General features: G+C 34.8%; 19 protein-coding genes and 1 pseudogene. 9 read left to right on the forward strand and 11 right to left on the reverse strand.

The window, feature by feature from the left end; all coding sequences use genetic code 11:
* Nucleotides 1-19 precede the first annotated feature (19 nt).
* From rhaD to rhaB, 3 genes are read right to left on the reverse strand one after another with little or no spacing between them, the layout of a single operon-like run.
* Nucleotides 20-838, reverse strand: a complete 819-nt coding sequence (gene rhaD, locus ACIQZG_RS06270; protein WP_402754316.1) for a rhamnulose-1-phosphate aldolase — start codon at nucleotides 836-838, stop codon at nucleotides 20-22.
* 41 nt (nucleotides 839-879) lie between these two features.
* Nucleotides 880-2,139 carry an L-rhamnose isomerase gene (gene rhaA, locus ACIQZG_RS06275; protein ID WP_402754317.1) on the reverse strand — a complete coding sequence of 420 codons (1,260 nt, stop codon included), beginning with the start codon at nucleotides 2,137-2,139 and terminating at the stop codon, nucleotides 880-882.
* Entirely contained in the window at nucleotides 2,132-3,580 is a 1,449-nt protein-coding gene (rhaB, locus tag ACIQZG_RS06280; protein WP_402754350.1) for a rhamnulokinase, read from the reverse strand. The genes rhaA and rhaB overlap by 8 nt, the downstream gene beginning before the upstream one ends.
* A 232-nt stretch (nucleotides 3,581-3,812) precedes the next feature.
* On the opposite strand from rhaB, the gene ACIQZG_RS06285 reads away from it, so the two are divergent.
* The 6 genes from ACIQZG_RS06285 to deoC all read left to right on the forward strand — a co-directional run bounded on the left by ACIQZG_RS06285 (nucleotide 3,813) and on the right by deoC (nucleotide 10,996).
* Nucleotides 3,813-4,580, forward strand: coding sequence for a DeoR/GlpR family DNA-binding transcription regulator (locus ACIQZG_RS06285; RefSeq protein ID WP_402754318.1), 768 nt, complete (start codon nucleotides 3,813-3,815; stop codon nucleotides 4,578-4,580).
* Nucleotides 4,581-5,478: 898 nt separating this feature from the next.
* The gene (locus ACIQZG_RS06290) at nucleotides 5,479-6,432 is read left to right on the forward strand and encodes a DNA-binding transcriptional repressor DeoR (protein WP_402754319.1); all 954 of its coding nucleotides are present in this window, start codon (nucleotides 5,479-5,481) and stop codon (nucleotides 6,430-6,432) included.
* Nucleotides 6,433-6,927: 495 nt separating this feature from the next.
* Nucleotides 6,928-8,109: a NupC/NupG family nucleoside CNT transporter gene (locus tag ACIQZG_RS06295; RefSeq protein WP_402754320.1), complete on the forward strand. Its 1,182-nt coding sequence runs from the start codon at nucleotides 6,928-6,930 to the stop codon at nucleotides 8,107-8,109.
* A 106-nt stretch (nucleotides 8,110-8,215) separates the two neighbouring features.
* Nucleotides 8,216-8,815, forward strand: coding sequence for an AmiS/UreI family transporter (locus tag ACIQZG_RS06300; RefSeq protein WP_402754321.1), 600 nt, complete (start codon nucleotides 8,216-8,218; stop codon nucleotides 8,813-8,815).
* A 155-nt stretch (nucleotides 8,816-8,970) separates the two neighbouring features.
* Nucleotides 8,971-10,272, forward strand: coding sequence for a pyrimidine-nucleoside phosphorylase (locus tag ACIQZG_RS06305; RefSeq protein ID WP_402754322.1), 1,302 nt, complete (start codon nucleotides 8,971-8,973; stop codon nucleotides 10,270-10,272).
* Between the two features lie 46 nt (nucleotides 10,273-10,318).
* A complete protein-coding gene (gene deoC / locus ACIQZG_RS06310) occupies nucleotides 10,319-10,996 on the forward strand; it encodes a deoxyribose-phosphate aldolase (protein ID WP_402754323.1) in 678 nt (225 codons plus the stop codon).
* Nucleotides 10,997-11,431: 435 nt separating this feature from the next.
* On the opposite strand, the gene ACIQZG_RS06320 is transcribed toward deoC, so the two are convergent.
* A complete protein-coding gene (locus ACIQZG_RS06320) occupies nucleotides 11,432-12,160 on the reverse strand; it encodes a YwqG family protein (protein WP_402754325.1) in 729 nt (242 codons plus the stop codon).
* 253 nt (nucleotides 12,161-12,413) lie between these two features.
* On the opposite strand from ACIQZG_RS06320, the pseudogene ACIQZG_RS06325 reads away from it, so the two are divergent.
* A pseudogene (locus ACIQZG_RS06325) lies at nucleotides 12,414-12,584 on the forward strand (23S rRNA (adenine(2503)-C(8))-methyltransferase ClbB); the annotation flags it as partial.
* Nucleotides 12,585-13,074: 490 nt separating this feature from the next.
* Complete coding sequence (locus tag ACIQZG_RS06330) at nucleotides 13,075-14,553, forward strand: Lsa family ABC-F type ribosomal protection protein (protein ID WP_402754326.1); 1,479 nt, start codon at nucleotides 13,075-13,077, stop codon at nucleotides 14,551-14,553.
* Nucleotides 14,554-14,981: 428 nt separating this feature from the next.
* On the opposite strand, the gene ACIQZG_RS06335 is transcribed toward ACIQZG_RS06330, so the two are convergent.
* Both ACIQZG_RS06335 and ACIQZG_RS06340 read right to left on the reverse strand, forming a co-directional pair.
* Complete coding sequence (locus ACIQZG_RS06335) at nucleotides 14,982-15,917, reverse strand: bacteriophage abortive infection AbiH family protein (RefSeq protein ID WP_402754327.1); 936 nt, start codon at nucleotides 15,915-15,917, stop codon at nucleotides 14,982-14,984.
* A 64-nt stretch (nucleotides 15,918-15,981) separates the two neighbouring features.
* Nucleotides 15,982-17,082 carry a DUF3800 domain-containing protein gene (locus tag ACIQZG_RS06340; RefSeq protein WP_402754328.1) on the reverse strand — a complete coding sequence of 367 codons (1,101 nt, stop codon included), beginning with the start codon at nucleotides 17,080-17,082 and terminating at the stop codon, nucleotides 15,982-15,984.
* Nucleotides 17,083-17,319: 237 nt separating this feature from the next.
* Here ACIQZG_RS06340 and ACIQZG_RS06345 point away from each other — a divergent pair, with 237 nt between their 5' ends.
* Nucleotides 17,320-17,610, forward strand: a complete 291-nt coding sequence (locus ACIQZG_RS06345) for a hypothetical protein (RefSeq protein WP_402754329.1) — start codon at nucleotides 17,320-17,322, stop codon at nucleotides 17,608-17,610.
* Between the two features lie 49 nt (nucleotides 17,611-17,659).
* Here the strand turns inward: ACIQZG_RS06345 and ACIQZG_RS06350 are convergent, their stop codons facing one another.
* From ACIQZG_RS06350 to glmS, 5 genes are all read right to left on the reverse strand, one after another.
* Complete coding sequence (locus ACIQZG_RS06350) at nucleotides 17,660-18,697, reverse strand: S8 family serine peptidase (protein WP_402754351.1); 1,038 nt, start codon at nucleotides 18,695-18,697, stop codon at nucleotides 17,660-17,662.
* Nucleotides 18,681-20,096, reverse strand: a complete 1,416-nt coding sequence (locus ACIQZG_RS06355) for an ATP-binding protein (RefSeq protein ID WP_483869783.1) — start codon at nucleotides 20,094-20,096, stop codon at nucleotides 18,681-18,683. Before ACIQZG_RS06355 ends, ACIQZG_RS06350 begins: the two co-directional genes overlap by 17 nt.
* Nucleotides 20,071-22,227 (reverse strand): Mu transposase C-terminal domain-containing protein, encoded by a 2,157-nt coding sequence (locus tag ACIQZG_RS06360; RefSeq protein WP_402754330.1) that lies wholly within the window; start codon nucleotides 22,225-22,227, stop codon nucleotides 20,071-20,073. Before ACIQZG_RS06360 ends, ACIQZG_RS06355 begins: the two co-directional genes overlap by 26 nt.
* Nucleotides 22,224-23,063: a TnsA endonuclease N-terminal domain-containing protein gene (locus ACIQZG_RS06365; protein ID WP_402754331.1), complete on the reverse strand. Its 840-nt coding sequence runs from the start codon at nucleotides 23,061-23,063 to the stop codon at nucleotides 22,224-22,226. Before ACIQZG_RS06365 ends, ACIQZG_RS06360 begins: the two co-directional genes overlap by 4 nt.
* Before the next feature lie 153 nt (nucleotides 23,064-23,216).
* Nucleotides 23,217-25,019: a glutamine--fructose-6-phosphate transaminase (isomerizing) gene (gene glmS, locus ACIQZG_RS06370; RefSeq protein ID WP_402754332.1), complete on the reverse strand. Its 1,803-nt coding sequence runs from the start codon at nucleotides 25,017-25,019 to the stop codon at nucleotides 23,217-23,219.
* Nucleotides 25,020-25,184: the final 165 nt, after the last annotated feature.

Raw genomic sequence — 25,184 nt, forward strand, 5'->3', positions numbered from 1 at the left:
TCGTTCACTCCTAGATGTATTAGTTAAGTATGCCTTCACGTGGTGTAACACCAAATGCATCTGCTAGATCTTGTAATTGTTGATCAGTAATCGTTTGTTTCTTACCACCTTGTGCACATACAATCGTATACACTTGTGCTGCTTTCTCAGCCGTTTCAATAAGTCCAAACGTTTCATCCATTGTTGTACCAGCACCGAATATTCCATGATGCGGCCAAATCACAAGACGCATGTCTTTCATCTTAAATGCTGATGCCTTACCAATTGCATCTGTTCCAGGAACCATCCATGGGATAATGCCCACACCATCTGGGAAGACAACGATACATTCTGTGCACATTTCCCAGAGAGTTTTCGTAAACGCTACTTCGTCCAAACTATGTGTGAATGTCATACCAATTACATGTGTTGCATGACAATGCATGATAATACGGTGATTTGGATCAACTTCTAAGCGTTGAATATGGTTCATTAGATGCGTTGGCAGTTCACTAGTTGCTACACCGCCATCTTCAAATCCCCACAGTAACTCGTAGCTACGTCCATCAGCTGCAATACGTATTACCCCCAGACTTTCAGCTGGTTTGCTCTTTACATTTTTGAAATATTTACCTGACCCTGTCACAATGAAGTACTTACCAATCAATGCAGTTGCATCAAAGCCTATTGGTACTGTACGTTCAACATGTGCAATATCTAAATATTTCTTTACTTCTTCTTCGCTTAATAAGTAACTAATATTTCCGCCATTGCGTTCATCCCAACCTAAACGGTATAGATTTGCCGTAGTATCGCACATTTCTTGAAGAAATGGTGCTGTTAAAATATCCTTGTACATAATTTCACCTATCTCCTATTTATTAGCTCATATACTGGTTATTAATTTCTTTTTGATAAAACTTCTTGTTCATATGTTTTTACTTCTTCCAACCATTCTTCACGAACTGGTACATTTTGAGTTGCACAGTAGTAATCCCAAATTGCGCCTAATGGATATGATTTTAATTCTTCCATTAATGCAAGACGAGTTGTGTAATCGCCTTTTAACTCAATTTCTTTTAAATGTTCTGTTGGCTCAAGCATCGCCATTAATAATGCTTTCAACATATTACGCGTACCAATTACCCAAGCAGCTACACGGTTAATGCTTGCATCAAAGAAGTCTAGACCGATGTGAGTTGTGCCCAACATATCATTTACAACTAGCTCTCTAGCAATTGCCTGTAATTCATCGTCAAATGCCACAACATGATCGCTATCCCAACGCACTGGGCGGCTAACATGAAGCAGTAAGCCATCTGTAAATAATGACATTGCTGATAATTTAGTAGATACCACTTCTGTAGGGTGGAAATGCCCTGCATCTAAACAGATTAATTTGTTTCTTGATAAAGCGTATCCCATATAGAATTCGTGAGATCCCACTGTAAAGCTTTCAGCACCAAGACCAAATAGTTTACTTTCCACAGCGTCTACGTTGTATGCTGAATCAATCTCTTCTGCAAACACTTCATCTAATGACTCTTGAAGACGTTTACGAGGAGCTAGTCGATCTACTGGGTTGTCTTTGTAGCCATCTGGAATCCAAACATTTGTTACACATGTTTGTCCAAGTTCTCGTCCAAAGTATTCGCCGATTTTACGAGAGCGCTTACAATGTTCGATCCAAAAATCTCGAACTTCTTTATCAGGATGACTTAATGTAAAACCATCAGCTGATTTTGGATGAGAGAAACAAGTTGGATTAAAATCTAGACCTAAACCTTGTTCTTTTGCCCATTCCACCCATTTCGCATAGTGGCGAGGCTCAATTTCATCGAAGTCAATTTTTTCGTCTGTATCTGTATAAATCGCATGAAGATTTAATTTATGTTTACCAGGAATCAGTGAATACGCTTTCACTAAATCCGCACGTAATTGTTCAGGTGTAGTAGCAACGCCAGGGTAGTTTCCTGTTACAGAGATACCGCCTGTTAAATTCTGATCTTTATTGATGAATCCTCTGACATCATCGCCTTGCCAGCAATGCATAGAGATTTTTACATTTTTTAGCTTCTCTAATGCTGCCTCTACGTCTACTCCAAGGTTTTCATATAATTCTTTAGCCATCGCATAATTTTGTTGGATTTTCTCATTCATTTGTTGTTACCTCCTTGAATTTTTGAATTATTTCTAAGCGGTTAGTAGATTTTGGTTGATATTCTTTTATTTCAAAAGAATCGTGGATAAATTGTCGAGCTTCTTCAACACCACTCAATTCCTTTGTCGCAATCATTTGCATGACTAAATTACCAATTGCTGTTGCTTCAGTTGGTCCTGCATAAACGGTTCTACCACTGATTTCAGCTGTTAACTGATTTAGCATTTCATTATGTGCCCCGCCACCAACGATGTGAAGACGCTCAATAGTATCACCAGTTATTTCTTCTAAGTCATCCATAGCAATCGCATAGATGATCGCTAAGTTCTTATAAATGCAGCTAGCTAATTCACCTGCTGTTTCAGGAACTTTCTGGTTCGTTTCTCTGCAATAGTTCTGAATTTCTTCAATCATATTATCCGGATTCATGAAGCGACATTCATTGAAGTTAATGTAAGGTTCATACCCATCCACTTGTCTTGCTTCTTCTACAAACTGTGGAAATGTGTAGTTTTTCGGGAATAACCTTCTCACTTCTTGTATCAGCCACATACCAATTATATTTTTCAAGAATCTTGTTGTCTGACATGCTCCCCACTCATTTGTGTAGTTATGAGCAAAAGCTGTTTCCGAAACAACAGGTTGTTTTAACTCTATTCCTAGCAACGACCAAGTACCACTACTTAAAAATGCCCAATGATCTTGTCTTCCTGGCGTACCTAGCACTGCTGAAGCTGTATCATGTGTTGCAATTGTAATAATTTTTGCATCAGGAAGGTCATACTCAGGGAACCAATCTTTTTGTAATGTCCCCAGTATTGTTCCTGGCTCTGTTAATGGAGCAAATTTATCTTTTGGAATATTTAACAGTTGTAATAGATCTTCATCGAAATCTCGACTATGCACATTTAGCATTTGTGTGGATGAAGCATTTGTTACTTCTGTTACCGCTTTTCCTGTTAAGCAATACCCTAAGTAATCAGGTACCATTAAAATATATTGTGTATCAGCTAGTTTTTCTTTGTTTTCCTCATATAACTGATATAAGGTATTGAAATTTTGAAACTGAATACCTGTTTTAGAATAAATGGTTTCTTTTGATATCTGTTTTGTTACTTTTTCAAAGGTATGCTCTGTACGACAATCTCGATAAGCAACGACCTCTTGTAAGCGCTTACTATCATGACCTACTAATACATAATCAACTGCCCATGTATCAATGCCAATTGTACAATCGTCATAACCTAATGATTTGACAACTTTTAAACCTTTAAGGATTTCAGTTTGGAGATGATCAATATCCCAATAACAAACTCCATCTTGTTCGGTAAATCCATTTGCAAATCTGTGTACTTCTTTAATTTGGAGCTTTTGATCATATAGTTCTCCTAATACAAGGCGACCACTAGATGCTCCAATATCAACTGCAACATGTGTCACTTTACTATCACACTCCTCTGAGTTATGTGTAATCTGTGTTTGCACTATCATAATACAATCTAAAAGAAGAACATTCAACATTTTTTCTTTAAAAATCTTTATTTTTATTTATATCGTTCAAAAAATAGTAACATTAATTTTTGAAACAAAGATTTTTTCTGTTATTTTGTTTTTTGTTTTTTATTTCTCTTTATTTTCGGGTAAAATATAGGGAGGAAAGGTGGCTTTACTGATGAAAGCATTTGAACGCAGAGAGAAAATTATTCAAGATTTACATAGGGAAAAAAAAGTACTCGTATCAAAGCTTGCTGTTGACTTTGACGTAACTGAAGAGACCATTCGTAGGGATTTAGAAAAGCTCGAAAAAGAGGGAATTCTTACACGAAATTACGGTGGCGCTGTATTAAACGCGCAAACACACGAGGACTTACCTTATCAAACACGCAATACAAGAAATCTTGAGCTCAAAAGCAAGTTAGCCAATCTTCTCCTTCCACTTATTAAAGATGGAGACACGATCATGACAGACTCAAGCTCAACTGTTTTTGAAGCACTTAAAATACTTAATACAGAGCGAGAACATCTAACGCTCATTACAAACTCCGTCATTGTATTGCAGGAGTTTAACAATTCCGATCACACCATTATTTCAACAGGAGGAACATTACGTACAAAAGCTAGCTCACTTAACGGTAATGTTGCACGTCAAACGATACAGAACTACAACGTAGATGTTGCTTTATTTGGCTGCAAAGGTGTATCTATGACGAATGGAATCACCGACTCTAATGAACCTGAATGTGATGTAAAACAGGCTATGAACAAGCAGGCAACAAAGAGAATTTTACTCGTGGATTCTAGTAAATTTGATAAGGTTGGCTTTGTGCACATGTTCCAATTCGAAGAAATTGATTATTTACTTACAAATACAAAGCCAAGTGAAGATTGGTTAGCGTTTTTAGAAAGCCATAATGTCGCTGTGCTATATCATGAACAATAATTACATGGAAAGAAACCATTTTGAACAACGACTAATCAAAATGGTTTCTTTTTGGATTATTTAGTTTACAGTTTCATGAAAAAGTTTGATTTCTTTTTATCCCTCTTCTTCAAGTAAAGGGACCTTTAGTACAAAAAAACAGTAAGGCATTAATTCTTCATGAACCAACACATCTTCTAGTTGAATAACTATAAATTTAATATCCTACAAGCTATATATTTTTAGTAAAAACTTAAATAAAATACTGGATAGATTAGAGCTTTTTATGTTCCCAAAAGAAACATAAAATAAAGGATCCCGTAAATAGGTAGTGCAATCGAAGTAACTATATACATTGTCATTTCGCCTTTAGAAAGTTTTCTTTTCCACTTTGTTAATTTAAGCTGTCTACGATATATAATGCTAGAAATCAATATTAATACGAAAGCTAAATCCTTTATGTCCTCTAAATTGGCAATCAATTAATCAGCTCCTTTAGGGTTTTGCACTAATTTCCCCCTACTATATTAAATGACTAAATAGCAAGAAAAATTCTCATATTTAATTGTATTTTAACGATGGTCTAATATATTTCTAATGTCTATAGGAACTTTAATTCTCCCAGCATCCAAAGCAGCTCTTAATAGAGCAATTCTGTTTACTAATAAAATAAAAACCTATTGGATTAAGATAAAGCTTGATTAAAAGTGTGTTGCAAACGCTGATTTCATCATATAAAAGAAACCCGCATATTTGGAACAAAGATTAATCAAAATATGTGGGTTAATTTTAAACTAAAGATTTATCTTATAAAAAAATCCACTTTTCCGTGTTTACGGTAAACATTTTTGCCCTTGCATGGCTAAATAAATGTATGTAACAATATGAATACAAATGGAATTTTAAAGGGCTGAATATAATGGAGTACGAAAAAAGTAAAAAGATGGTTGAAGCTGCTAAACTTTATTATCAAATGGACTTCAGCCAGATGGAAGTTGCCAAGAAATTAGGAGTATCTAGACCGACTGTATCAAGGCTATTACAACAGGCCAAAGAGGAAGGCATAGTTGAGATAAAAATCATGGACCCTTCTGAAAACTGTCGTGTATTAGAAACGGAACTTGAAGAAAAGTTTAGCTTAAAAAAGGTAATCGTTGCTGCGGTCCCAATATATGAAGAGAAGATTGTCAAGCAGGCAATAGGCAAAATTGCAGCAGACTATATAAGCAGTATTGTTAAGGATGGAGATGTGATTGGTGTTACTTGGGGTACGACTTTGTATCAAGTAGCAAAACATTTGGAACATAAATCAGTTCGAGATGTGAAGATTGTACAGTTAAAAGGTGGCGTCAGTCATTCACAGAAGAAAACCTACGCTTCAGAAACGTTACACGCATTTGAAAAAGCATTTGATGCAACACTATATCAGCTACCTTTGCCAGCTTTAGTAGACCATGTTGTGGTAAAGCAAGCGATTGAAGCAGATCGTCATATACGCAGCATACTAACGATTGGTAAAGAAGCAAATATTGCTGTTTATACTGTAGGGGTTCCTCAAACAGATTCTCTCCTTCTTCAATTAGGTTACTTTACCGAAGAAGATAAAAAGGTTATATCAGAGCATTCGGTAGGTGATATAGCCTCTCGATTCTTTAATAAGGAAGGGTATATTTGCAATGAAGAGCTGAATGCGAGAACAATTGGCATTGAGCTAGAGGATTTAAAACATAAAGAACAATCTATTCTAGTTGCAGGTGGTTTGAAAAAAGTAGATGGAATCTGGGGAGCGATTAAGGCGAAGCTATGTAATGTTTTGATAACAGATACATTTACGGCCAAAATCCTCCTTGACAAAGAAGAAAATAACAACTAAAAGAGCACAGCAGTCGTTTAGACTGCTGTGCTCTTTTAGTTGGAAGTAATGAGTAACTAACAGACTGATAAATCTGTCAATAATTACATTTAACAAAAGTTCAATTCACATTTTACAAATTGTAAACCAACTGTTATAGTGATATAGAAAAACGATCTTAACTGATTAGGTGAGAATTAACGGGGGTTGATAACGCTTTCTTATTGGAGTTCGATTACTTTTTAATTATAGCAATACAGTTGGAATAATTATTGTAAGTGTTTTCAAGAGTGAAAATTAGTTTGAATCTCTTCGTTTAAAGTGTTGTTTTATTATATCGAATCTGTACATTTGTGCAAAATTATGTCGTCTGACATCCGACTATTAATTTACTAGTTAAAATCTCAGCTGTTGTTTGAAAATCGATATAGGAACATGATGAGCGAAAGAACGGCTTTCTAGACTAGTGGGCATCGAACGCCCCAAAAATTAAGATACATGTTCATGGAGGTGCTTATGAGATATTTAATATCTTTTTGTGGATTGCTACTTGTTTTTGGTTTAGCGCTATTAATTAGCAAAAATAGAAAAGAAATAAAATATAAAAATATAATTCTTATGCTGATTATCCAATTTCTCTTGGCAGCATTATTGTTAAATACAAAGTTTGGTTATGTATTAATCAAAGGTATAGCCAATGTATTTGACCATTTATTATCTTATGCAAATACGGGTATATCATTTGTTTTTGGAGGTTTAGCAAATAAAGGTGAGTCTCCCTTCTTTATAGATGTTTTATTACCAATCGTGTTTATATCGGTACTGATTGGAATCTTGCAGCATTTCAAAATTCTTCCTTTCTTCATGAAATGGGTAGGTTTACTAATTAGTAAGGTAAACGGCATGGGAAAATTAGAATCATACAATGCTGTTGCTTCAGCAATGGTAGGTCAATCTGAAGTATTCATTACTGTGAAAAAACAATTGGATATGCTTACTCCACAGCGAATGTATACATTATGCGCTTCTGCAATGTCGACGGTTTCTATGGCAATCGTTGGTGCGTACATGACGATGATTGAACCAAAATATGTTGTAACAGCGATTGTGTTGAACTTGTTCGGCGGATTTATCATTGTTTCAATCATTAATCCATATAAAGTGGAAGAAAGTGAAGATATCTTAACGATTGAAGATGAAGATAAACAAACCTTCTTCCAAATGCTCGGAGAATATATCATGGATGGATTTAAAGTAGCCATTATTGTTGGAGCGATGCTTATTGGATTTGTAGCATTAATGGATTTAATCAATTCCCTATTTGATATGGTAATCGGTATTTCATTCCAAGGGATATTAGGTTACATTTTTGCTCCAATCGCTTTCCTTATGGGTGTACCGTGGGCAGAGGCAGTTTCTGCTGGTGGAATTATGGCTACCAAATTAGTAACGAATGAATTCGTAGCAATGATTAGCCTTGGAGAAGTATCTGAGTCTATGAGTGCACGTACACTTGGTATTATTTCCGTATTCCTTGTATCCTTCGCAAACTTTTCATCCATCGGAATTATTTCCGGAGCAGTTAAAGGTTTGAGTGAAAAGCAAGGGAATGTAGTAGCTCGTTTTGGCTTAAAGTTATTGTTTGGAGCCACACTTGTTAGTATCTTAACGGCTATAGTTGTAGGTTTAGTTATTTAATTTAAATTAGAAAAAGAAGCAGTTGTCGCTATATAGTTATCACTGCTTCTTTTTTGATTCCCTTATAGCAAATACGGGATAAAGGTGAAAATGGAGGAAAAAAGTGATGGCTAATGTAGGCCTACTGCTCTCAGGGGCAGTTTTATTTTTAAATAGCTTAATGCTACGTGGAAAGGCAGAGGCAAAGAGCGTAGCAATTTTCAATTTTTTTGTGGGGATTCTTCAAATTATTATTCCACTATATCTTATTATGGTTTCAGATCAAAACCATTGGACCATCTATAATCATACTGCAACCTTCTTATTTGGTCTGACTTTCTTATACGTGTCTTTTACATTTTACAAAGGAATGGATGGAAGTGGACTTGGTTGGTTTTGTGCATGGGGAACGATGATCGCTATTTTTTATGCATTCGTTTCTGCAATTCACTTTCATAATTATGTGCTGACTCTTACTTGGATAATGTGGGCATTTTTATGGTATTTATTTTATGTCTTAAACATTCCTAAAAAGCCAGTTGCTGATTATGTGGGAAAAGTAACCTTAATTCAATCTCTTGTCACTTTAACTTTCCCTGCTCTACTATCATTGATAGGTATATGGGAAGAAGCTATGATTCAAAGGATTTGGCTTGTTGTACTATCGGTGTTCATTCTTTATTTTGTAAAGACGGGTCTTGAGGTACGATCAAAACAACAAGATTAATATAGAATAATCAATTTACAAAAGTTCAATATCATTTTTACATTTGTTCACAAAAGTGATATAGTATTATCGAAGTATAATTAATAACACCCATTTCCCCCTTTTATGGGTAGACAATCAGAAGAATATGCAAATAGAAATAGGAGTTGGATTCTATGAGAATGGTAGATTTAATTGAAAAAAAACGCGATGGCGGCGAATTAACTAAACAAGAAATCTATTTTATCGTCGATGGCTATACAAATGGTTCTATTCCTGATTATCAAATGTCATCTTTTTTAATGTCTGTGTTCTTTAAAGGAATGACAGCTGAAGAAACAGCTAACATGACAATGGCAATGGTTGAATCGGGTGATCAAATTGATTTGTCTGCCATTGAGGGCATTAAAGTGGACAAGCACAGCACAGGCGGTGTTGGTGATACAACGACAATTGTTCTAGCTCCTCTTGTAGCAGCTGTAGGTGTACCAGTTGCAAAGCTTTCTGGCCGCGGACTTGGCCACACTGGTGGAACAGTTGATAAATTTGAAGCTATTCCTGGCTTCCAATCAGAGATTGAAGCTGATCAATTTATTAAGCAAGTAAATGAAGTGAAAGTTGCTGTTACTGGGCCAACTGGAAATTTAACACCAGCAGATAAAAAAATCTATGGTTTAAGAGACGTAACTGCTACAGTAAATTCCATTCCGTTAATGGCAAGTTCTATTATGAGTAAAAAAATCGCTTCTGGTTCTGATGCAATCGTACTTGATGTAAAAGTGGGTGCTGGTGCATTTATGAAAGATGTAGAAAGTGCGAAAGAGCTTGCTCATGCAATGGTTGAAATCGGAAAGAATGTTGGTCGTGATACAATGGCTGTAATTTCTGATATGAATCAACCACTTGGATTTGCAATTGGAAATGCTTTAGAAGTGAAAGAAGCTATTGACACTCTTCGTGGACAAGGACCAAAAGATTTAGAAGAGCTTTGCTTAACTTTAGGAAGCAAGATGGTCGTTTTAGCAAAACATGCTGAAACAATTGAAGAAGCACGTAAAATGTTAGAAGAAGTAATAGCGAATGGAAAGGCGTTAGAGGTATTTAAAGAATTCGTTGCAGCGCAAGGTGGCGATGCTTCTGTTATTGAAGATCCGTCAAAATTAGTAGCTGCAAAATACGAAATTCCAGTATTAGCGAAAGAAGATGGTTTTGTAGCTGAAATTGAAGCTGATAGTATTGGAACAGCAGCGATGATTCTTGGCGCTGGACGTGCAACAAAAGAATCAATTGTCGATCTTGCAGTTGGTTTAATGCTTCATAAGAAAATCGGTGATGAAGTGAAAAAAGGCGATACAATTGTTACAATTCACAGCAATCGTGAAAATGTAGAGGATGTAATGGAACGTATCTATGCTTCATACAGCATTTCACCTACTAAAGTAGAAAATCCTGTCCTTGTACATGCAGAAATTCATTAATTAACAAATTTAAATAGATAATATCAGCCAAATGGAGGAATATAACATGAACAAAGAGCAAGTAGCACGTTTAATCGATCACACATTATTAAAGGCGGATGCTAGCCGTGAAGCAGTTATCCAATTAGCAAAAGAAGCAAAAGAACACCGTTTTGCATCAGTATGTGTGAACCCAGGACAAATTGCGACAGCATATGAAATCTTAAAAGATACTCCTGAAGTAAAAGTATGTACAGTTATCGGATTCCCTCTAGGTGCATCAACTCCGGAAACAAAAGCATTTGAAACGAAGGATGCAATTGAAAAAGGTGCAACTGAAGTCGATATGGTTATCAATATTGGTGCTCTTAAAGATAAGAATGATGAGCTTGTTTTAAGAGACATCCAAGCAGTTGTAGAGGCAGCTAAAGGAAAAGCGTTAACGAAAGTAATTATTGAAACATGCTTATTAACGGACGAAGAAAAAGTACGTGCTTGCGAGCTTTCTGTAAAAGCAGGAGCAGATTTCGTGAAAACATCAACAGGTTTCTCTACTGGTGGAGCTACAGTGGCTGACATCGCATTAATGCGTAAAACGGTTGGACCTGATTTAGGTGTTAAAGCTTCTGGTGGTGTACGTAACCTTGCTGATGTTGAAGCGTTAGTAGCAGCAGGAGCAACACGAATTGGAGCGAGCTCTGGTATTGCCATTGTGAACGGACAACAATCTAATTCTTCTTATTAATAGCTAGGGAATAAAGAGCATAATAAAAAAGAGATTACACAACTAGAAGATGATTCCTATATTGAATAGGAATCATCTTTTTTATGTTCCACCGATATCGATAATTTTTATAATAAAGCATATGATGATCAATCTTTTTTATAAAACTACATCTGTCCATCCACTATTTCTTTTTGCGATATTTAAACCACCTTAACATTTATGATGATAAAAAATGTCTTTAATATACAACTTTATTATTTATCAACAAATGTTTGTTACATGCTAAAAAAGTTGTCGACTGAGATAACATTATATAAAAAATAATCTATACATATAAAATATTACTTTATTCCATACTTACAGGCTTGATTATTTTTATGGGTACTTATTCAATTAAAGCACTCCGTTACTTTAAGTGAAATGTTTCACAAATTCCTTTTTCCCAATTGCTCTTTAGCCTGCATCAGACTTTAGCCTACTAAAGTCCAAGTTTTTCAGTCGTTCTATTTCAATAAATATCATTAATTTATCGCCGTCATGCCAACACCACTCAAGACTATCATCCGAATCAACTGTTAAAAGTGAGATCCATTCTGCTCCAGGCGTTGGATCATATGCTAGTGTAGAATGCGAAGGGTAGCCTAGAAGATAGTCCGAACTTTTATGTAGAGAATCCCGGATTTCGGTGTATATGTCGCTCTGAGCCTCATCGAAAGGCCAGTCCTTCAACTGGTATTCGTCATAAGGAATATCAATAGTCGGGAGAAACTCAATCACTGTGGTCTTGCCAATATCTGAATGGGGTGGCATCATCGTCTCAAGATTCGTTGTTTCAGGAATATAGATACCATGAATATATCCGTCCTCAAACGCCTCTAGATAATCATCATCTTCTACTACAAAGAGACTTAGGAGTCCTTTCGATGGCAGACCTCTTTCAGTTGAAGCGATTTCTGTGAAATTGATCTGGCCAAGGAAGCGGTACGGCTTCTTCTCATACGTTGGCCATTCGCTACCGACTGGTAAATCAGGTGCTCCTCCAAAACGACTACAGCCCAATCGTGGTTCGGCATCTGTAAGCCTAAGTATATCAATTGCTGGCCTCAATACTTGAGATAAATACTCTTTATGATTTTCAATATTTGACTGTTCAATCATCTCTAGAAAATTATTCTTAATCATTATATCCTCCCTACGTGTGTTTTTCTTTAAACGCGGTTTGAATTTCCCACATATTTAATTGTACTTAATCGTGGTTGCGAAACCAATAATAATACTAATGATAGAAAAATATAGATATGTTGTTATGTGAGAGTTAACAACACTCTTCAACTAACCTGCATCGTTAGTTGAATAACAACAATTTTTTCGAAAACAGCCTAAAATTAAATAATTTAGCGCAATAAACTTAGCGATGCTACCTTAGTAGGAAGCCGTCAGTTCTCCTTTAAGGTTCAGTGAAGTTGATGAAGGTCATGTTGTTAATTTTTACAAAAAATTAAAATCATCAGGTATTAATGTGACCATTAGAAGTCAATTTGGAATTGATATAGATGCTGCTTGTAGTCAATTGTATGGAAATTATCAAAAGAGCAATAAGCAGTAATTTGAGGTAAAGATAATGCTAAAAATTGTATTTCGTAAAAAAATTTGTTAATATAAAATTACAATTATGAGAGGACTGATGGATGGACAATGATTAACTAAACTATATTTTTATTTGAAATGAATCACTTCAAACGACAAAATATAGGATTAGTCTGTCCATTTTTATAAATCAGTTTACATTTTATTTGTCATGATTCCAATGGCAAAAAAGAACTTATTTAATATAAGTGAAAGACTAATCCTTCCAATTACAAATTGGGGGGATTTTTTATTCTCTCATAGTTAAAAATTGATACCTTTTTCTGTAACTTGAATCTAATAAATAAAGGAGAGAGAAAAATGACCGATTCAGACACTATTGTTACGCATGTAATACTCCGTATAAGTCGTTAATATCCATCAAACTTATACGGAGAAATTTAGAATAGATGGATGTACCGACTTTGTATAAAAAATAAAAAGTGTTGATATACAAAGGAGGAATTATCATGTCAATGATAAAAGTTCAAGACTTAACTTTTTCTTATCCAGGTAGCTTTGACAATATTTTTGAAGGTGTAAACTTTCAAATAGATACAGATTGGAAACTCGGGTTTATCGGTAGAAATGGTCGAGGTAAAACAACATTCTTTAATTTATTATTAGGGAATTATGAGTATAGTGGGAAAATCATTTCTTCGGTAGAATTTAATTATTTCCCCTATCCAGTTGCGAATAAAAACAAGTATACGTATGAAATTTTTGAAGAAATTTGCCCACAAGCAGAGGATTGGGAATATCTTCGTGAAATATCCTATCTAGATGTTGACGTCGAGGTTATGTACCGACCTTTTAAAACATTATCAAATGGAGAGCAAACAAAGGTGTTGCTTGCTGCGCTTTTTTTGACTGAGGGTCAATTTCTATTAATTGATGAGCCAACCAATCATCTAGACACTGATGCACGAAAGGTTGTTTCTGATTATTTAAAGAAGAAAAAAGGGTTTATTTTAATTTCGCATGACAGAATCTTTTTAGATGGATGCGTCGACCATATCTTATCTATAAATAAGGCAAATATTGAAGTTCAAAGTGGTAACTATTCTTCTTGGAAGGTAAATTTTGATAGACAGCAGGAACACGAAGAAGCAACTAATCAGCGTCTACAAAAAGACATAGGGCGATTAAAACAGTCTTCAAAGCGTTCAGCAAGTTGGTCTAATCAAGTGGAAGCTTCCAAAAATGGGACAACGAATTCGGGTTCTAAGTTAGACAAAGGTTTTGTAGGACATAAAGCGGCAAAGATGATGAAGAGAGCTAAGAACATTGAATCAAGGCAACAAAAAGCTATTGAAGAAAAGTCAAAACTGCTAAAAAATGTGGAAAAAACTGAGGAATTAAAGTTAGAACCATTGGAATTTAAGTCAAATGAATTGATAGTTTTGGCTGATGTATCTGTTAAGTACGATGACCAAATAGTAAATAAGCCAATTAGCTTTAAAGTTGAACAAGGTGACAGAATTGTACTTGATGGAAAGAATGGAAGCGGAAAAAGTAGTATCCTAAAACTAATTCTAGGAAATCCAATACAGCATACAGGCTCAATAAATTTAGGTTCAGGCCTCATTATTTCCTATGTCCAACAAGATACTTCTCATTTGAAGGGGCTATTATCGGACTTTATTGAAGAGCATGCGATTGATGAAACGTTATTTAAATCCATCCTACGTAAGATGGATTTTGAGCGAATTCAATTTGAGAAAGATATATCGCATTATTCTGGTGGACAAAAGAAAAAGCTGCTTATCGCCAAAAGTTTATGTGAAAAAGCTCATTTATATATTTGGGATGAACCGTTAAATTTTATTGATATTTATTCGCGCATGCAGATTGAAGAGCTTATTCAAAGATTTAATCCCACAATGGTTATTGTTGAGCATGATCAGGCATTCCAACAAACAGTTGCAACAAAAACTATATCTATGTAGTTAAATATGAAGAACTGAAGATATAATCAGTAAATCAGGTTATTAAACTATAGGAGTGCTTTAGTTAAAGAAGATAGCCAAACCAGAAGCAACAATCCTTGAGAAAACAGCCTTTAGAGAAGATTGAAGAAAAAAGGATAGATGGAGCATATTTTTGCCCACCTATCCTTCTTCTTTTGTAATTTTTTAATTAAATGGATATTATCCTTTAGATTTACTTACGAGCGTTCAAACTTTCTTTTAATGTTACAATGTTTGTTGGTTTGAAATAAAGATTGATTAAAATAGTCCTGTAAATGTTGATTTTACAATAGGAGAAACCCACGAATTTTTAACAAAGATTGATCAAAATATTTAGGTTTAATTTTGGCATGATGAAATTTTTATAAAAAAGATTGATCAAAAATAAATTAAGAAATTACGCATTTTTAATTTTCTATTGTTTGCTCTACTAAAGGTAAATCATAAAATCTGTCACAGTGAATAAACTCTATATATTGTTCAATTATGCCTATTTGAGTCAATTTATCTCTAAACATCTCAATAAGATTCTCATCATAATAATAAACATGCCATGCTGTATCTCCATTAACACGTTCCTTAACTTCTTCAAAATATGGCAAATCCACATCACCTAAAGAATGCCCAATTATAATTACTCTTTCAACAGCATCAAAATTCAATGAAAATAGTTTATGTATATAATTATTTACATCTTTATATGTTTTAGAACAATAATCAGTTAAAACATTATATATTGGTGCACTCTGTTCATCAAATCTATTTTGATAGTCCGTATACTTTTCGTTAAAGTAATTTATTCTAGATGAATTCGAATGCCCCAATACTAACTCATTATCTGAATCTACTACACCGTGTATATGTAAAACATTCCATCTTGAAATATTGTAAATATCCTCCAAAGTAGTGGTGTAATTAAAGTTTATAAATATATCTTGATGGCTTTCATTGATTAAAGATGTTCTTCTATTCATACCGTCCAACTCTTGATTTACTACTTCAATCCATTCTTTCAAATAGGTAGTTAATTTTTCAATGTACTTAAATTCGTCTGCAAAGTAATGATTCAAAGTATCTTCTATACCAATATTCCCACTTTCCAACCCCAAATCGGTACTTTGATACATTTGTTCAATGAGTACATCTTCATCAATATTAGCTAAATTAAATTCTAAATCATTCCATAGATAAGTTTGTAACCCTTTTCCCCACAAATAATATTTTTCTTCGAAATCCCTCAAGAAGTCTCCTCGATGTTCTTCTAAATAACAACGAAAATTCCAATACCTCGTAGGTAAACCGTGCCCTAAATCAAAACCATTCCCAATAATAAACAAATTCACTTATATCACCACCCTAATTAAAAATCTATAATAAAATTGCAATGAAACTTACAAATTATGTTTTTTAAAAATTATATTTTAAAAAGAAATTGATTTTTAATTCAAAGTCATTGCTGCTAACACCATGTTTGAATCCCGTACTTACACTTAAAGAGTACAGTAAAATTTCTTGGAATTTTTTCAGAGTGACTTTTTGAGTCTCTGAAACCGCATTAAATATTTCCTCAATATTTTGTATACTTCTTGATTCCAAGAAAGTCATCCAATATCGTAAAATCCCTATAATCAAATCTGAAATTTGCACTAAACGTTCATCTTTTGAATCAACGAATTTATAATCTATGCTTTCATGTCCTGATAATTCTATCGGATTAGCATTCAAAATTTCTTCGATCAACAATTCGTGATCAAAAATATGCTTTGCTTTAGGGTAAATAATTATTACATGCTCATAAAAAGTTGAATAATCTCCTATTGCAACTCTATCTTCATTATTTTGTAAAAATATCAATCGCTTCTCTCTGTAGCTTTTAAGTGATTGCCGTAAATATTCTAGATAAAAATTATTATTAATATTAATTGACCATATCCAATCAACAAGTTTTTCAACAAAATCATTATGATTCTTAATATTAGGATAATCCATTTCAATTAGTAAGCTTAAAAACCAATCTTGATTTTCCTTAATCAATAAAAAAAGACTATTTTTTAGTTCTCGATTTAATTCTGGTCCCCCAAACCATGATTCTTCCATTGAGTCTACTATATCAACTATTGTGTAATAGAAATTATCAATATATGAATAATGTATTAAGTATTTTTTGTCATAAAGCCACCCAATAAGAGTAGCTACCCTTGGTTTTAATATCAATGTTAAAAAATCTTGTGCATTTTGGCGGATGTGCTTAAATTTCACTTCAGTAACATTGTTCTGTAATAAAAGTGCATCAAATAATTCATCAATATCATCTGATGATGCAAAATTATCACCTTCAAATCCAATTCCACCTAGAATAAAAAATTCATGTTCATTAACATTAAATCCATAATCTGTGATTTTAAAAGTACGAGGATTATTTGTTTCGTCGTAATATAGAATATATTGTTTATCTATATTAGTTACACCTACAGATACAATAAAATCATATACATCAGAATAGTCCATAAATTCTTCTCCTTAGTTTTTATAATAAATATACTTTTTCATCAGGTTTAACCAGACTAAACAAATTTACAATCTTTTGGTTTTTCTATCTCATTATTAAACACTTTTCGAATTTAGCTATCTTCTTAATTCTATATACAATTTAAATTTTATTTCTGAATGATCACTAAAATTTTCAATTCACTGTAAAAAATAGTATAATAGTATTAAATAATCTTATTCAGGGAGGATATAGTTATGAGTAATGAAGATAAAGTAGTTTTAATGATGCCCCAAATACAGACACAGGAAGAAGCAGTTAACGAATATGGTCCATCAACTGGTATAATATTAGAAGAACAAGTTCCAATTAGCCCTTCTGCCATCTCAGAATTCGCTAATCAATACTTAGGGTATGAACTAGATACTATTGAAGTACATATAAAAGGAGCTGCTAAAACCAATGGGGTCACAAAATTATTTGTTGGTCTCTCAGGGGAAGCAGGAGTAAAGCTACAGCTAAAAAAGAAGAAAACTGAAAACATTTAATTTATAAATATACAGAGAGCATATTATTGCCCTCTGTATATTTTCTTTATTACCCTTCAATTTCAACTTCTTCCCTAACTTCGTTAAGTACATGGAATCTTCCAAAAGCTTCTGTTTCAATTCCCCCATAAATATCAGCATTATAACCAGACAAGTCTTCAATGGTTACTATTAATACATATTCAATCTCCGTATCGTTTTGGATCTCTGGTTTGGAGTATAACTGAAGCCAAATTTGCCAGTCGCCCGGATTGAAGGTAGAAAACACCTGAGAGAAATGATGTATATTGTGCCACTTTTCTCTACCTTGCTTACCTTGAGGGTTTCTAGTTTCATCATTACCATTCGAATTAATACAATGAAAAGAAGTATCTATATATGCTCTTAAATATTCATATCCTTTATTCGAACTTACAGGAGGTAAACATAAACAAGTAACTTTAACGTTTGCAATACTTGTTTTTCTTTTGGAATAACCTGAAAGTGTTGTAGGCATATAAAATTGGACTCGTTCTTTAATTAATCTCGACATTTTTCCAGCTCTTATATACGTCGCCCTTCCAGACTGAGAGTATTTAGAATTATATCCATTTCCTATGCCCTTACCATACAACTTTTGACATATATCTTCTTGTTGATTTATCTGTAGATTAAACATAGGAGAAGAAAGCTCTGCATGATGTAACAATAGCGCTTTAGCAACCAAAGGATTTCCTCCTGGGATGTCTTGTGTTAATATAGCAAGATCAGCTGCCGCTATAGGAGCAGAAAAACTAGTTCCAAATTCAGCCTCTAAAAAGCCATATTTATTAATTACATATGCAGCAGAGTTTCCAGCAATAAAGTGCTTATTTTCGCTTATGAATATATTACCACCTGGATATGTTAAATCTGGTTTTGTTGTTCCGCAAAAACCAAGTCCAATTCTACTAAAAGGAGACAGCTCTTTAGCCCTTGAAATACTTAGAGGATGATTTTCGCGTGTTATTGCACCAACTGTCAAACCTAAAAAATTCTCTCCAGGTGCAGAAACCCTTGCTTCGTCATCATCTATAATATCAGTTAAATTATCATATGTTTGCCACAGGTTGTGATTGCCTGTTGAGGTTTTCCGCTATCTCTAGTCGTCTGTATATAAGGGTATTTTGACGTTCTTTCATAGCGTCCTTAACTTTGCCCTCATATTCGGTGTTCTTCTTATGATTAATCATAAGATCGTCTAGGTTAATCATAATATCCTCATACATATACATTGCCTTCAAGTCATTTGTACGTAATGCATTCATCATAGGTTGGATAATTTTCATATCTTCTCTTGCTGTTTTCTTTATTACTTTCGGTGTAATTCTTTCATCTCCATTTGCTTCATCAAATAAAGCTCTTTCTTGAGCTAAGATGAACAAGTTAACTGCTACCGAAGTAATTCCTTGGCATTCTTCATAAAATGTTTTTTTTAACTCTTCTGTTAGTTCCGAATGAATCTTTAAACATTGAAATGCCCATAGAGTTTCCAAGAAGAATTCCCATTCTTCACTATCTTCTTCCATACGATCCCATATAATTGAACCATCACTTGCTGCGCGACGAGCTTGTCGGAAGTTTCCTTTAAATAGTTGTTGTGCTTTCGAGGTACCAATTAACACAGTTGGTATTCCTACTGTGTTTGATAATGTCACAAAGAAATTTAGCATTTCTTCCTGGTCATTTTTTGAATGTAGCAAATGCTGAATTTCATCAATGACAAGAACGCCAATCCCGTACATACTCGCTAATGATGTCATGTGTAATAACATTGTTGAGGTAACACGGTTTAAATAACCAAATTTCTCTAAATAACGTGTACCTAATAAATCATCAATTGCTTTGAAAAAACTTTTACATAAGGTCGATAAACTACCGTCATAAGGACAATCTATTTTAAGCCAAACGATTTGAGTGCGATTAAAAGGATGACCTCCATACAATTCATGCTTAATGACTTGAGGATACATTAACAACAAACGTTCAATTGCAGTTGTTTTACCGATACCCGAGATGCCAATAATCGATAGACTATCTGCTGTTGAACGAATATGGTTTAAGCGTTCATCAATATATTGATGTGCCTGCTCTTCATCCTCACGTAGGTGATGCAATATTCGAATCCGTTCAAGGAATGATTTATCTAACGGATTTCGAGCTAAATAACCACGACGAATCAAAGTCGATAACCGGCGCTCTACTTCAAAATGGATTGGCAACGGCTGAATGAAGTTTTTCACACGTTTTAAAACATGATAACGAATATTCGCTGCACTTTTCTTATCTTGTTCACTAATACGTGGCGTCACCATAAAACGATCCAACACATCATCTTCATCAAAGATTGGCGGTAGTGCTTCAATAAAGGGATTATGAGCATATTCAGTAAGCATTTGAGTCTTATAACTGGCTTCTTCCATATCTCCTTTTAAGACGACATTATTCATCTTTTCCAAATTCCTCATCTCGCTTCCTCTTTAATTTTTCCATAAGACGTGAAGGTGACTTCTTTTGTGGTTGCTCTTCTAGCTTTATTCTTGATGTAAAATCTATGATTTCTGTTGATTGTTCAGCTAAAATGGGTGACAAATCAAATTTTTCTTCCTCGCGATTAGCTTGTTTTTCATTCGCTTTATTATCTCGAATCGCAGCTAGTTTTTCTTTTTTACTTGTTGGTTGATGTAGGGCTTGTTTTTTCTTTTGCTCTGCTGCCTTAATAATTTGATCCATCATCGTATCTGTATTAATTGTCAGTTGCACTTGCTTAGAGCGTTCCTCTTCCTCTAATTCATTTCGTAGTTGTTGCTGGAAAACAACTTCTTCTAAAAAGTCCAATTTATATTGCTGGCTGGGCTCTAATAAAATGCACGATTCATAATCCATTCCGTTATCATTCGGGATATAAATTTTGTCTAAATGACGTGGATCATACACAATATCAATACTTTTGTTTTTCAGCTTTGCATACCATTGTTCTTCGATTGCTCGCTTTGATCCATATAATAAACTTTTGAACTTGATACCTGCTCGTGAAATTGTGGCTTTACCACGAGGCAACACATTTAAACGTAAAATATCCCTATCTACTGTTCGAAGACGACCTTTCCGATTTTGAATACCCCAGTTCCATAAATTTATAGGAGTTGGCACAATGCCATCTGTAATCATCGCTTTTTCCATTGGATACTTATCAATGATTTTATGGTTATGCTGCAGCATCATCGTAATGATTAATGCCGTAAACTCTTTTAAATTCAGCGTAGCATCGAGCCTATAATCCCTATCTCCACGCTCTCGATATTCTTTTTGAATAGCACCAGGCGCTTTTTGTTTTACTTTGCCATTAATCGTACGGAATTTACGCTCAACGATACCTTTTAAATCCCCACGATATGCAGTTGTATTTTCGATTTTGATATTTAAATTATTTATAAGACCAGCTACTGCATAGCCTTCAAATTCACCACGGTCTGCGATAATAATTTCAGGCAAATGATACGTCGGCCATTGCTCCTCGGTAATATCAATATCGTATTGCTTACAAAATTCGACTTTACTAGCAACCATATTATCTAAAGCCATCATTGCACCTAACCATGATGGGCCTTCTAAGCCTACGTATATTCCTGTAACAATTCGTGAATATACATCAATAATTGCATAAATAACAGGTCTACCTATAATTCGATTTATATCAAAAGAGCTGACCAAATAAATATCCGCAATCGTTGCATCTATTTGAAAGCGTGTGCCAGGTCCGTTTGTTTCAACTTTAGAATTACTTAAAATAGGACGATGTTTTAACTCGTATTCCTTAGCACTTTTACGAAATTCAATATCTTTTTTAGGGTCTTCAAGCTTTTTAAACCAGTAGTAAAATTGATGATATGAAGGAATACGATTCGCTTCCCAAATACGATATTGAATTTCTCCATCTTCTTTATAACGGTCTGCATAAAAATCACGCAAAATAAAATGGTATACATCTTTTAACGAATAGTTATTGGCTTTGCGGTAGTATTTATTAATGGCATGTTCAAATTGCGTCTTAATCTCCTCAGTTATATTAATGCCACTTCGATATTCACCGTTTACAGTTACTCTACGCGGGCGACCAACCTTATCATTGCTAAGATTTTTAGTCTTCCCTCGACCACCCGAGTTTGCGTAATCGGGTAACATAGCATTTTTATTCATACCACGTTGCCAATAGCGACTTAGCAGTTTTTTCACCTTTGTTTTGCCTAGTCCACTCTCGGCGGTAATCTCTACTATTTTTACTTCACGTCCCTTTTTCTTTAGTAGCTCTTTCATATTAGGGAGGATAAAATTTTCTACAGTTGCCCAGTCCTCATCTCGTTTGCTAATTTGAACAGACGTTAATTCATCATCTGGAATTGCTTTTGCAAAAGGATCGCTTATTCTCAATAATTCACCTTGCTCAAGCTCTATCTCTAAATGGCTATATAGCTCTCTTTTAGGCATAGCACTCGTTGTGTCGATATTAACTACATAGGCGTACGATTCTTCAATTTCAATAATACGAATGCGTTGTGAATCTGCTGTATATTGAAGTACTTGATTAATATAAATCAACCGTATTTCACCTTCTTCAACTTGCTTTCATCTATTGATTGAATAACAACTATTTGTTCCACGTTTAACAGCTCTAACATGTCTACCCGAATAATTTTCTGTGCAAGTAAATGATAGAATAGCGTCATACCACTTCCTAAGGGCATATGTGTCTCTTTATCAAATACATTTGTAACTTCTCTAATGTTTTTGCTTTCACTTAATATACTTTGTAACAGTGCCATTGCTAAATCTTCAATATGCTGTTGGTTCATATTTTGAAATGCATCATATTGTTGAATATCATAATAATCATGAATATAGCTAATATTCCGAGCCATTTCTTTAGGAATCTCCAACTCTGTTACAATGCCCCAATCAATTTGCCTTCGCTCCCAATAAACTCGTTCAATCTCAAACTTTTCAATAACTCGTTGTTTTAGTAGCTCATCTTTCATTTTTATTGTTCGTGCAAGCTCTACTAACCCATTTCCTTTTTCTACCGTTAATAAAAAATCCGTTGTCATTACAATTGGCTCATTCGTTTTAGGGTCTGTAGGATGTTTTAGACCTAATTCATCAGCAATGACAATTGTTTCTTCCAACGGCAATAAAGGAAATTGTTCTCGAATATCAACAATAAAATCCGAATATTCTGTTAAATAAAAGTAGTTTCGTTCCAAATCTGATAAAAATTCGTGCTGCCTTTTTGTTTTAATCCCTTTTAAACGAGTGGATCTTCCCAATGAGGAAACATCTTGAATATTTAACCACGGTTTATAATCGGCACCAATTCCCGAGCCACGACCTTCTTTAATCCACTTTTCAACTTTAGATGTTCTAGTTCTTTTAGACATAAAAAACACCCCTTTGGCTAAATAATAACCAAAGGGGTAAAGCTTCGCAACTTTTTTACAATCGTCGCGACTTTATTTTAAACATCGCATCTTTTTTATAAACATCGCGACTTTATTTCAAATCTACAATGTTTTAAACACATACTACTTTCCTTATTCCACAGTCACCGATTTCGCCAAATTCCTAGGCTTATCAACGTCACAACGGCGGTGTAAGGCTGCATAATAGCTAATCAACTGTAATGGCACAACCGATACAAGCGGTGTTAAAAACTCATTTACTTGTGGAATCACTAGGCGGTCGCCGTCTTCATCCACACCTGCCATTGCGATAATGCATGGATATGCACCACGTGCAGCTACTTCTTTGACATTACCACGAATATTTAAAGATACCGCTTCTTGTGTTACAAGAGCAAATACTGGTGTACCTTCTTCAATCAGTGCAATCGTTCCATGTTTAAGCTCTCCACCTGCGAAACCTTCTGCTTGAATATAAGAGATTTCTTTAAGCTTTAAAGCTCCTTCAAGGCTAACATAGAAATCGATATTACGGCCGATGAAGAATGCATTGCGTGCGATTTTTAAGTAATCCTCTGCAATATCTTCTAGAACATCTTTAGAGTCGATAATTGTTTGAATACCATTTGCTGCAATCGCAAGCTCTTGTTTTAAATCAAACGTTAAATCTTTGCCTGAAGCTTGTGCTGTTACGTAGGCCGCTAAGGCAAGTACTGCAACCTGTGCCACATAAGCTTTTGTTGAAGCAACAGCGATTTCAGGACCAGCATGTAACAATAGCGTATGGTCGGCTTCACGTGACAGTGTTGAGCCAGGTACGTTTGTAATTGTCAATGTTGGGTAGCCAAGCTCTTTAATTTTCACAAGCACTTGGCGGCTATCTGCTGTTTCACCTGATTGTGTGATAAAGATAAATAATGGTTTTTCAGATAGTAGTGGCATGTTGTAGCCGAATTCGCTTGAGATATGAACCTCTACTGGGATACCCGCCATTTTTTCGAAATATTGTTTACCGATTAAACCAGCGTGATAACTTGTGCCTGCTGCAATAATGTAAAGACGGTCTGCTGCTTGTAATGCTTGCAAAATGTCTGTATCAATCGCTAATTGGCCATCTTCTACTTCATAAGCTTGAATAATTTTACGGATAACAGTTGGCTGTTCATCCATTTCTTTTAGCATATAGTGAGGGTACGTTCCTTTTTCAATATCGCTCATATCAAGCTCTGCTGTATAAGGTGCACGCTCTACTTGTGTACCATCTAGTTTAGAAATGTATACACTTCTTTTGTGTACCAGGACAATCTCTTTATCATGTAACTCCACGAATTGGTCTGTTACTTGTAACATCGCCATTGCATCTGATGCAATAACGTTAAAGCCTTCACCTACGCCAACAAGAAGTGGTGATTTGTTCTTCGCTACAAAAATAGTGTCAGCATCTTCTGCATCTAAAAGAGCAAGTGCATAAGAGCCGTGTAAAAGTGATAGTGTTTTACGGAACGCACCTTCTGTGTCAAGACCGTCCTTCACGAATAATTCCACTAATTGTACGATGACTTCTGTATCTGTATCAGATTTCATCGGGATGCCTTTAAGATACGTTTTTTGTAACAGGTGATAGTTTTCAATTACACCATTGTGTACCAGCGTAAAACGTCCTGATGTACTTTGATGAGGGTGCGCATTTAAACGGTTTGGCACGCCATGTGTTGCCCAGCGTGTATGACCAATACCAGTGTTTGCAGCAACATCTTCGTCAACGGCTTCACGTAAATCAGCAATACGCCCTTTTTCCTTAAAAATAGTTACCCCATCCTCGTGGCGTACAGCAATACCTGCCGAGTCATAACCACGGTATTCTAACTTCTCTAAGCCTTTTAATAAAATTTCCTTAGCATCTAATTCACCAATATAACCTACAATTCCACACATAATTTGTATCCTCCGATATCATTCATAATGAATGCAATGACAAACTAAGCTTTAACTGATCAAATTTTTTATGTGGTCACAAATAAGCATCCATTTCTCTTCACATAGAAATGGACATAGACAAGTGAGCACAATTCAACCACATTCATCTCTTATGAACGATTG

This window comes from Lysinibacillus sp. NPDC096418, from assembly GCF_044762775.1.
In the GTDB taxonomy this organism is placed as follows: domain Bacteria; phylum Bacillota; class Bacilli; order Bacillales_A; family Planococcaceae; genus Lysinibacillus.

What these genes read in the sequence shown, in the direction of transcription:
- rhaD (WP_402754316.1), bottom strand. Translation starts at nt 838, where the DNA reads ATGTACAAGGATATTTTAACAGCACCATTTCTTCAAGAAATGTGCGAT.
- rhaA (WP_402754317.1), bottom strand. Translation starts at nt 2,139, where the DNA reads ATGAATGAGAAAATCCAACAAAATTATGCGATGGCTAAAGAATTATAT.
- ACIQZG_RS06285 (WP_402754318.1), top strand. Translation starts at nt 3,813, where the DNA reads ATGAAAGCATTTGAACGCAGAGAGAAAATTATTCAAGATTTACATAGG.
- ACIQZG_RS06290 (WP_402754319.1), top strand. Translation starts at nt 5,479, where the DNA reads ATGGAGTACGAAAAAAGTAAAAAGATGGTTGAAGCTGCTAAACTTTAT.
- ACIQZG_RS06295 (WP_402754320.1), top strand. Translation starts at nt 6,928, where the DNA reads ATGAGATATTTAATATCTTTTTGTGGATTGCTACTTGTTTTTGGTTTA.
- ACIQZG_RS06300 (WP_402754321.1), top strand. Translation starts at nt 8,216, where the DNA reads ATGGCTAATGTAGGCCTACTGCTCTCAGGGGCAGTTTTATTTTTAAAT.
- ACIQZG_RS06305 (WP_402754322.1), top strand. Translation starts at nt 8,971, where the DNA reads ATGAGAATGGTAGATTTAATTGAAAAAAAACGCGATGGCGGCGAATTA.
- deoC (WP_402754323.1), top strand. Translation starts at nt 10,319, where the DNA reads ATGAACAAAGAGCAAGTAGCACGTTTAATCGATCACACATTATTAAAG.
- ACIQZG_RS06320 (WP_402754325.1), bottom strand. Translation starts at nt 12,160, where the DNA reads ATGATTAAGAATAATTTTCTAGAGATGATTGAACAGTCAAATATTGAA.
- ACIQZG_RS06330 (WP_402754326.1), top strand. Translation starts at nt 13,075, where the DNA reads ATGTCAATGATAAAAGTTCAAGACTTAACTTTTTCTTATCCAGGTAGC.
- ACIQZG_RS06340 (WP_402754328.1), bottom strand. Translation starts at nt 17,082, where the DNA reads ATGGACTATTCTGATGTATATGATTTTATTGTATCTGTAGGTGTAACT.
- ACIQZG_RS06345 (WP_402754329.1), top strand. Translation starts at nt 17,320, where the DNA reads ATGAGTAATGAAGATAAAGTAGTTTTAATGATGCCCCAAATACAGACA.
- ACIQZG_RS06355 (WP_483869783.1), bottom strand. Translation starts at nt 20,096, where the DNA reads ATGAGGAATTTGGAAAAGATGAATAATGTCGTCTTAAAAGGAGATATG.
- ACIQZG_RS06365 (WP_402754331.1), bottom strand. Translation starts at nt 23,063, where the DNA reads ATGTCTAAAAGAACTAGAACATCTAAAGTTGAAAAGTGGATTAAAGAA.
- glmS (WP_402754332.1), bottom strand. Translation starts at nt 25,019, where the DNA reads ATGTGTGGAATTGTAGGTTATATTGGTGAATTAGATGCTAAGGAAATT.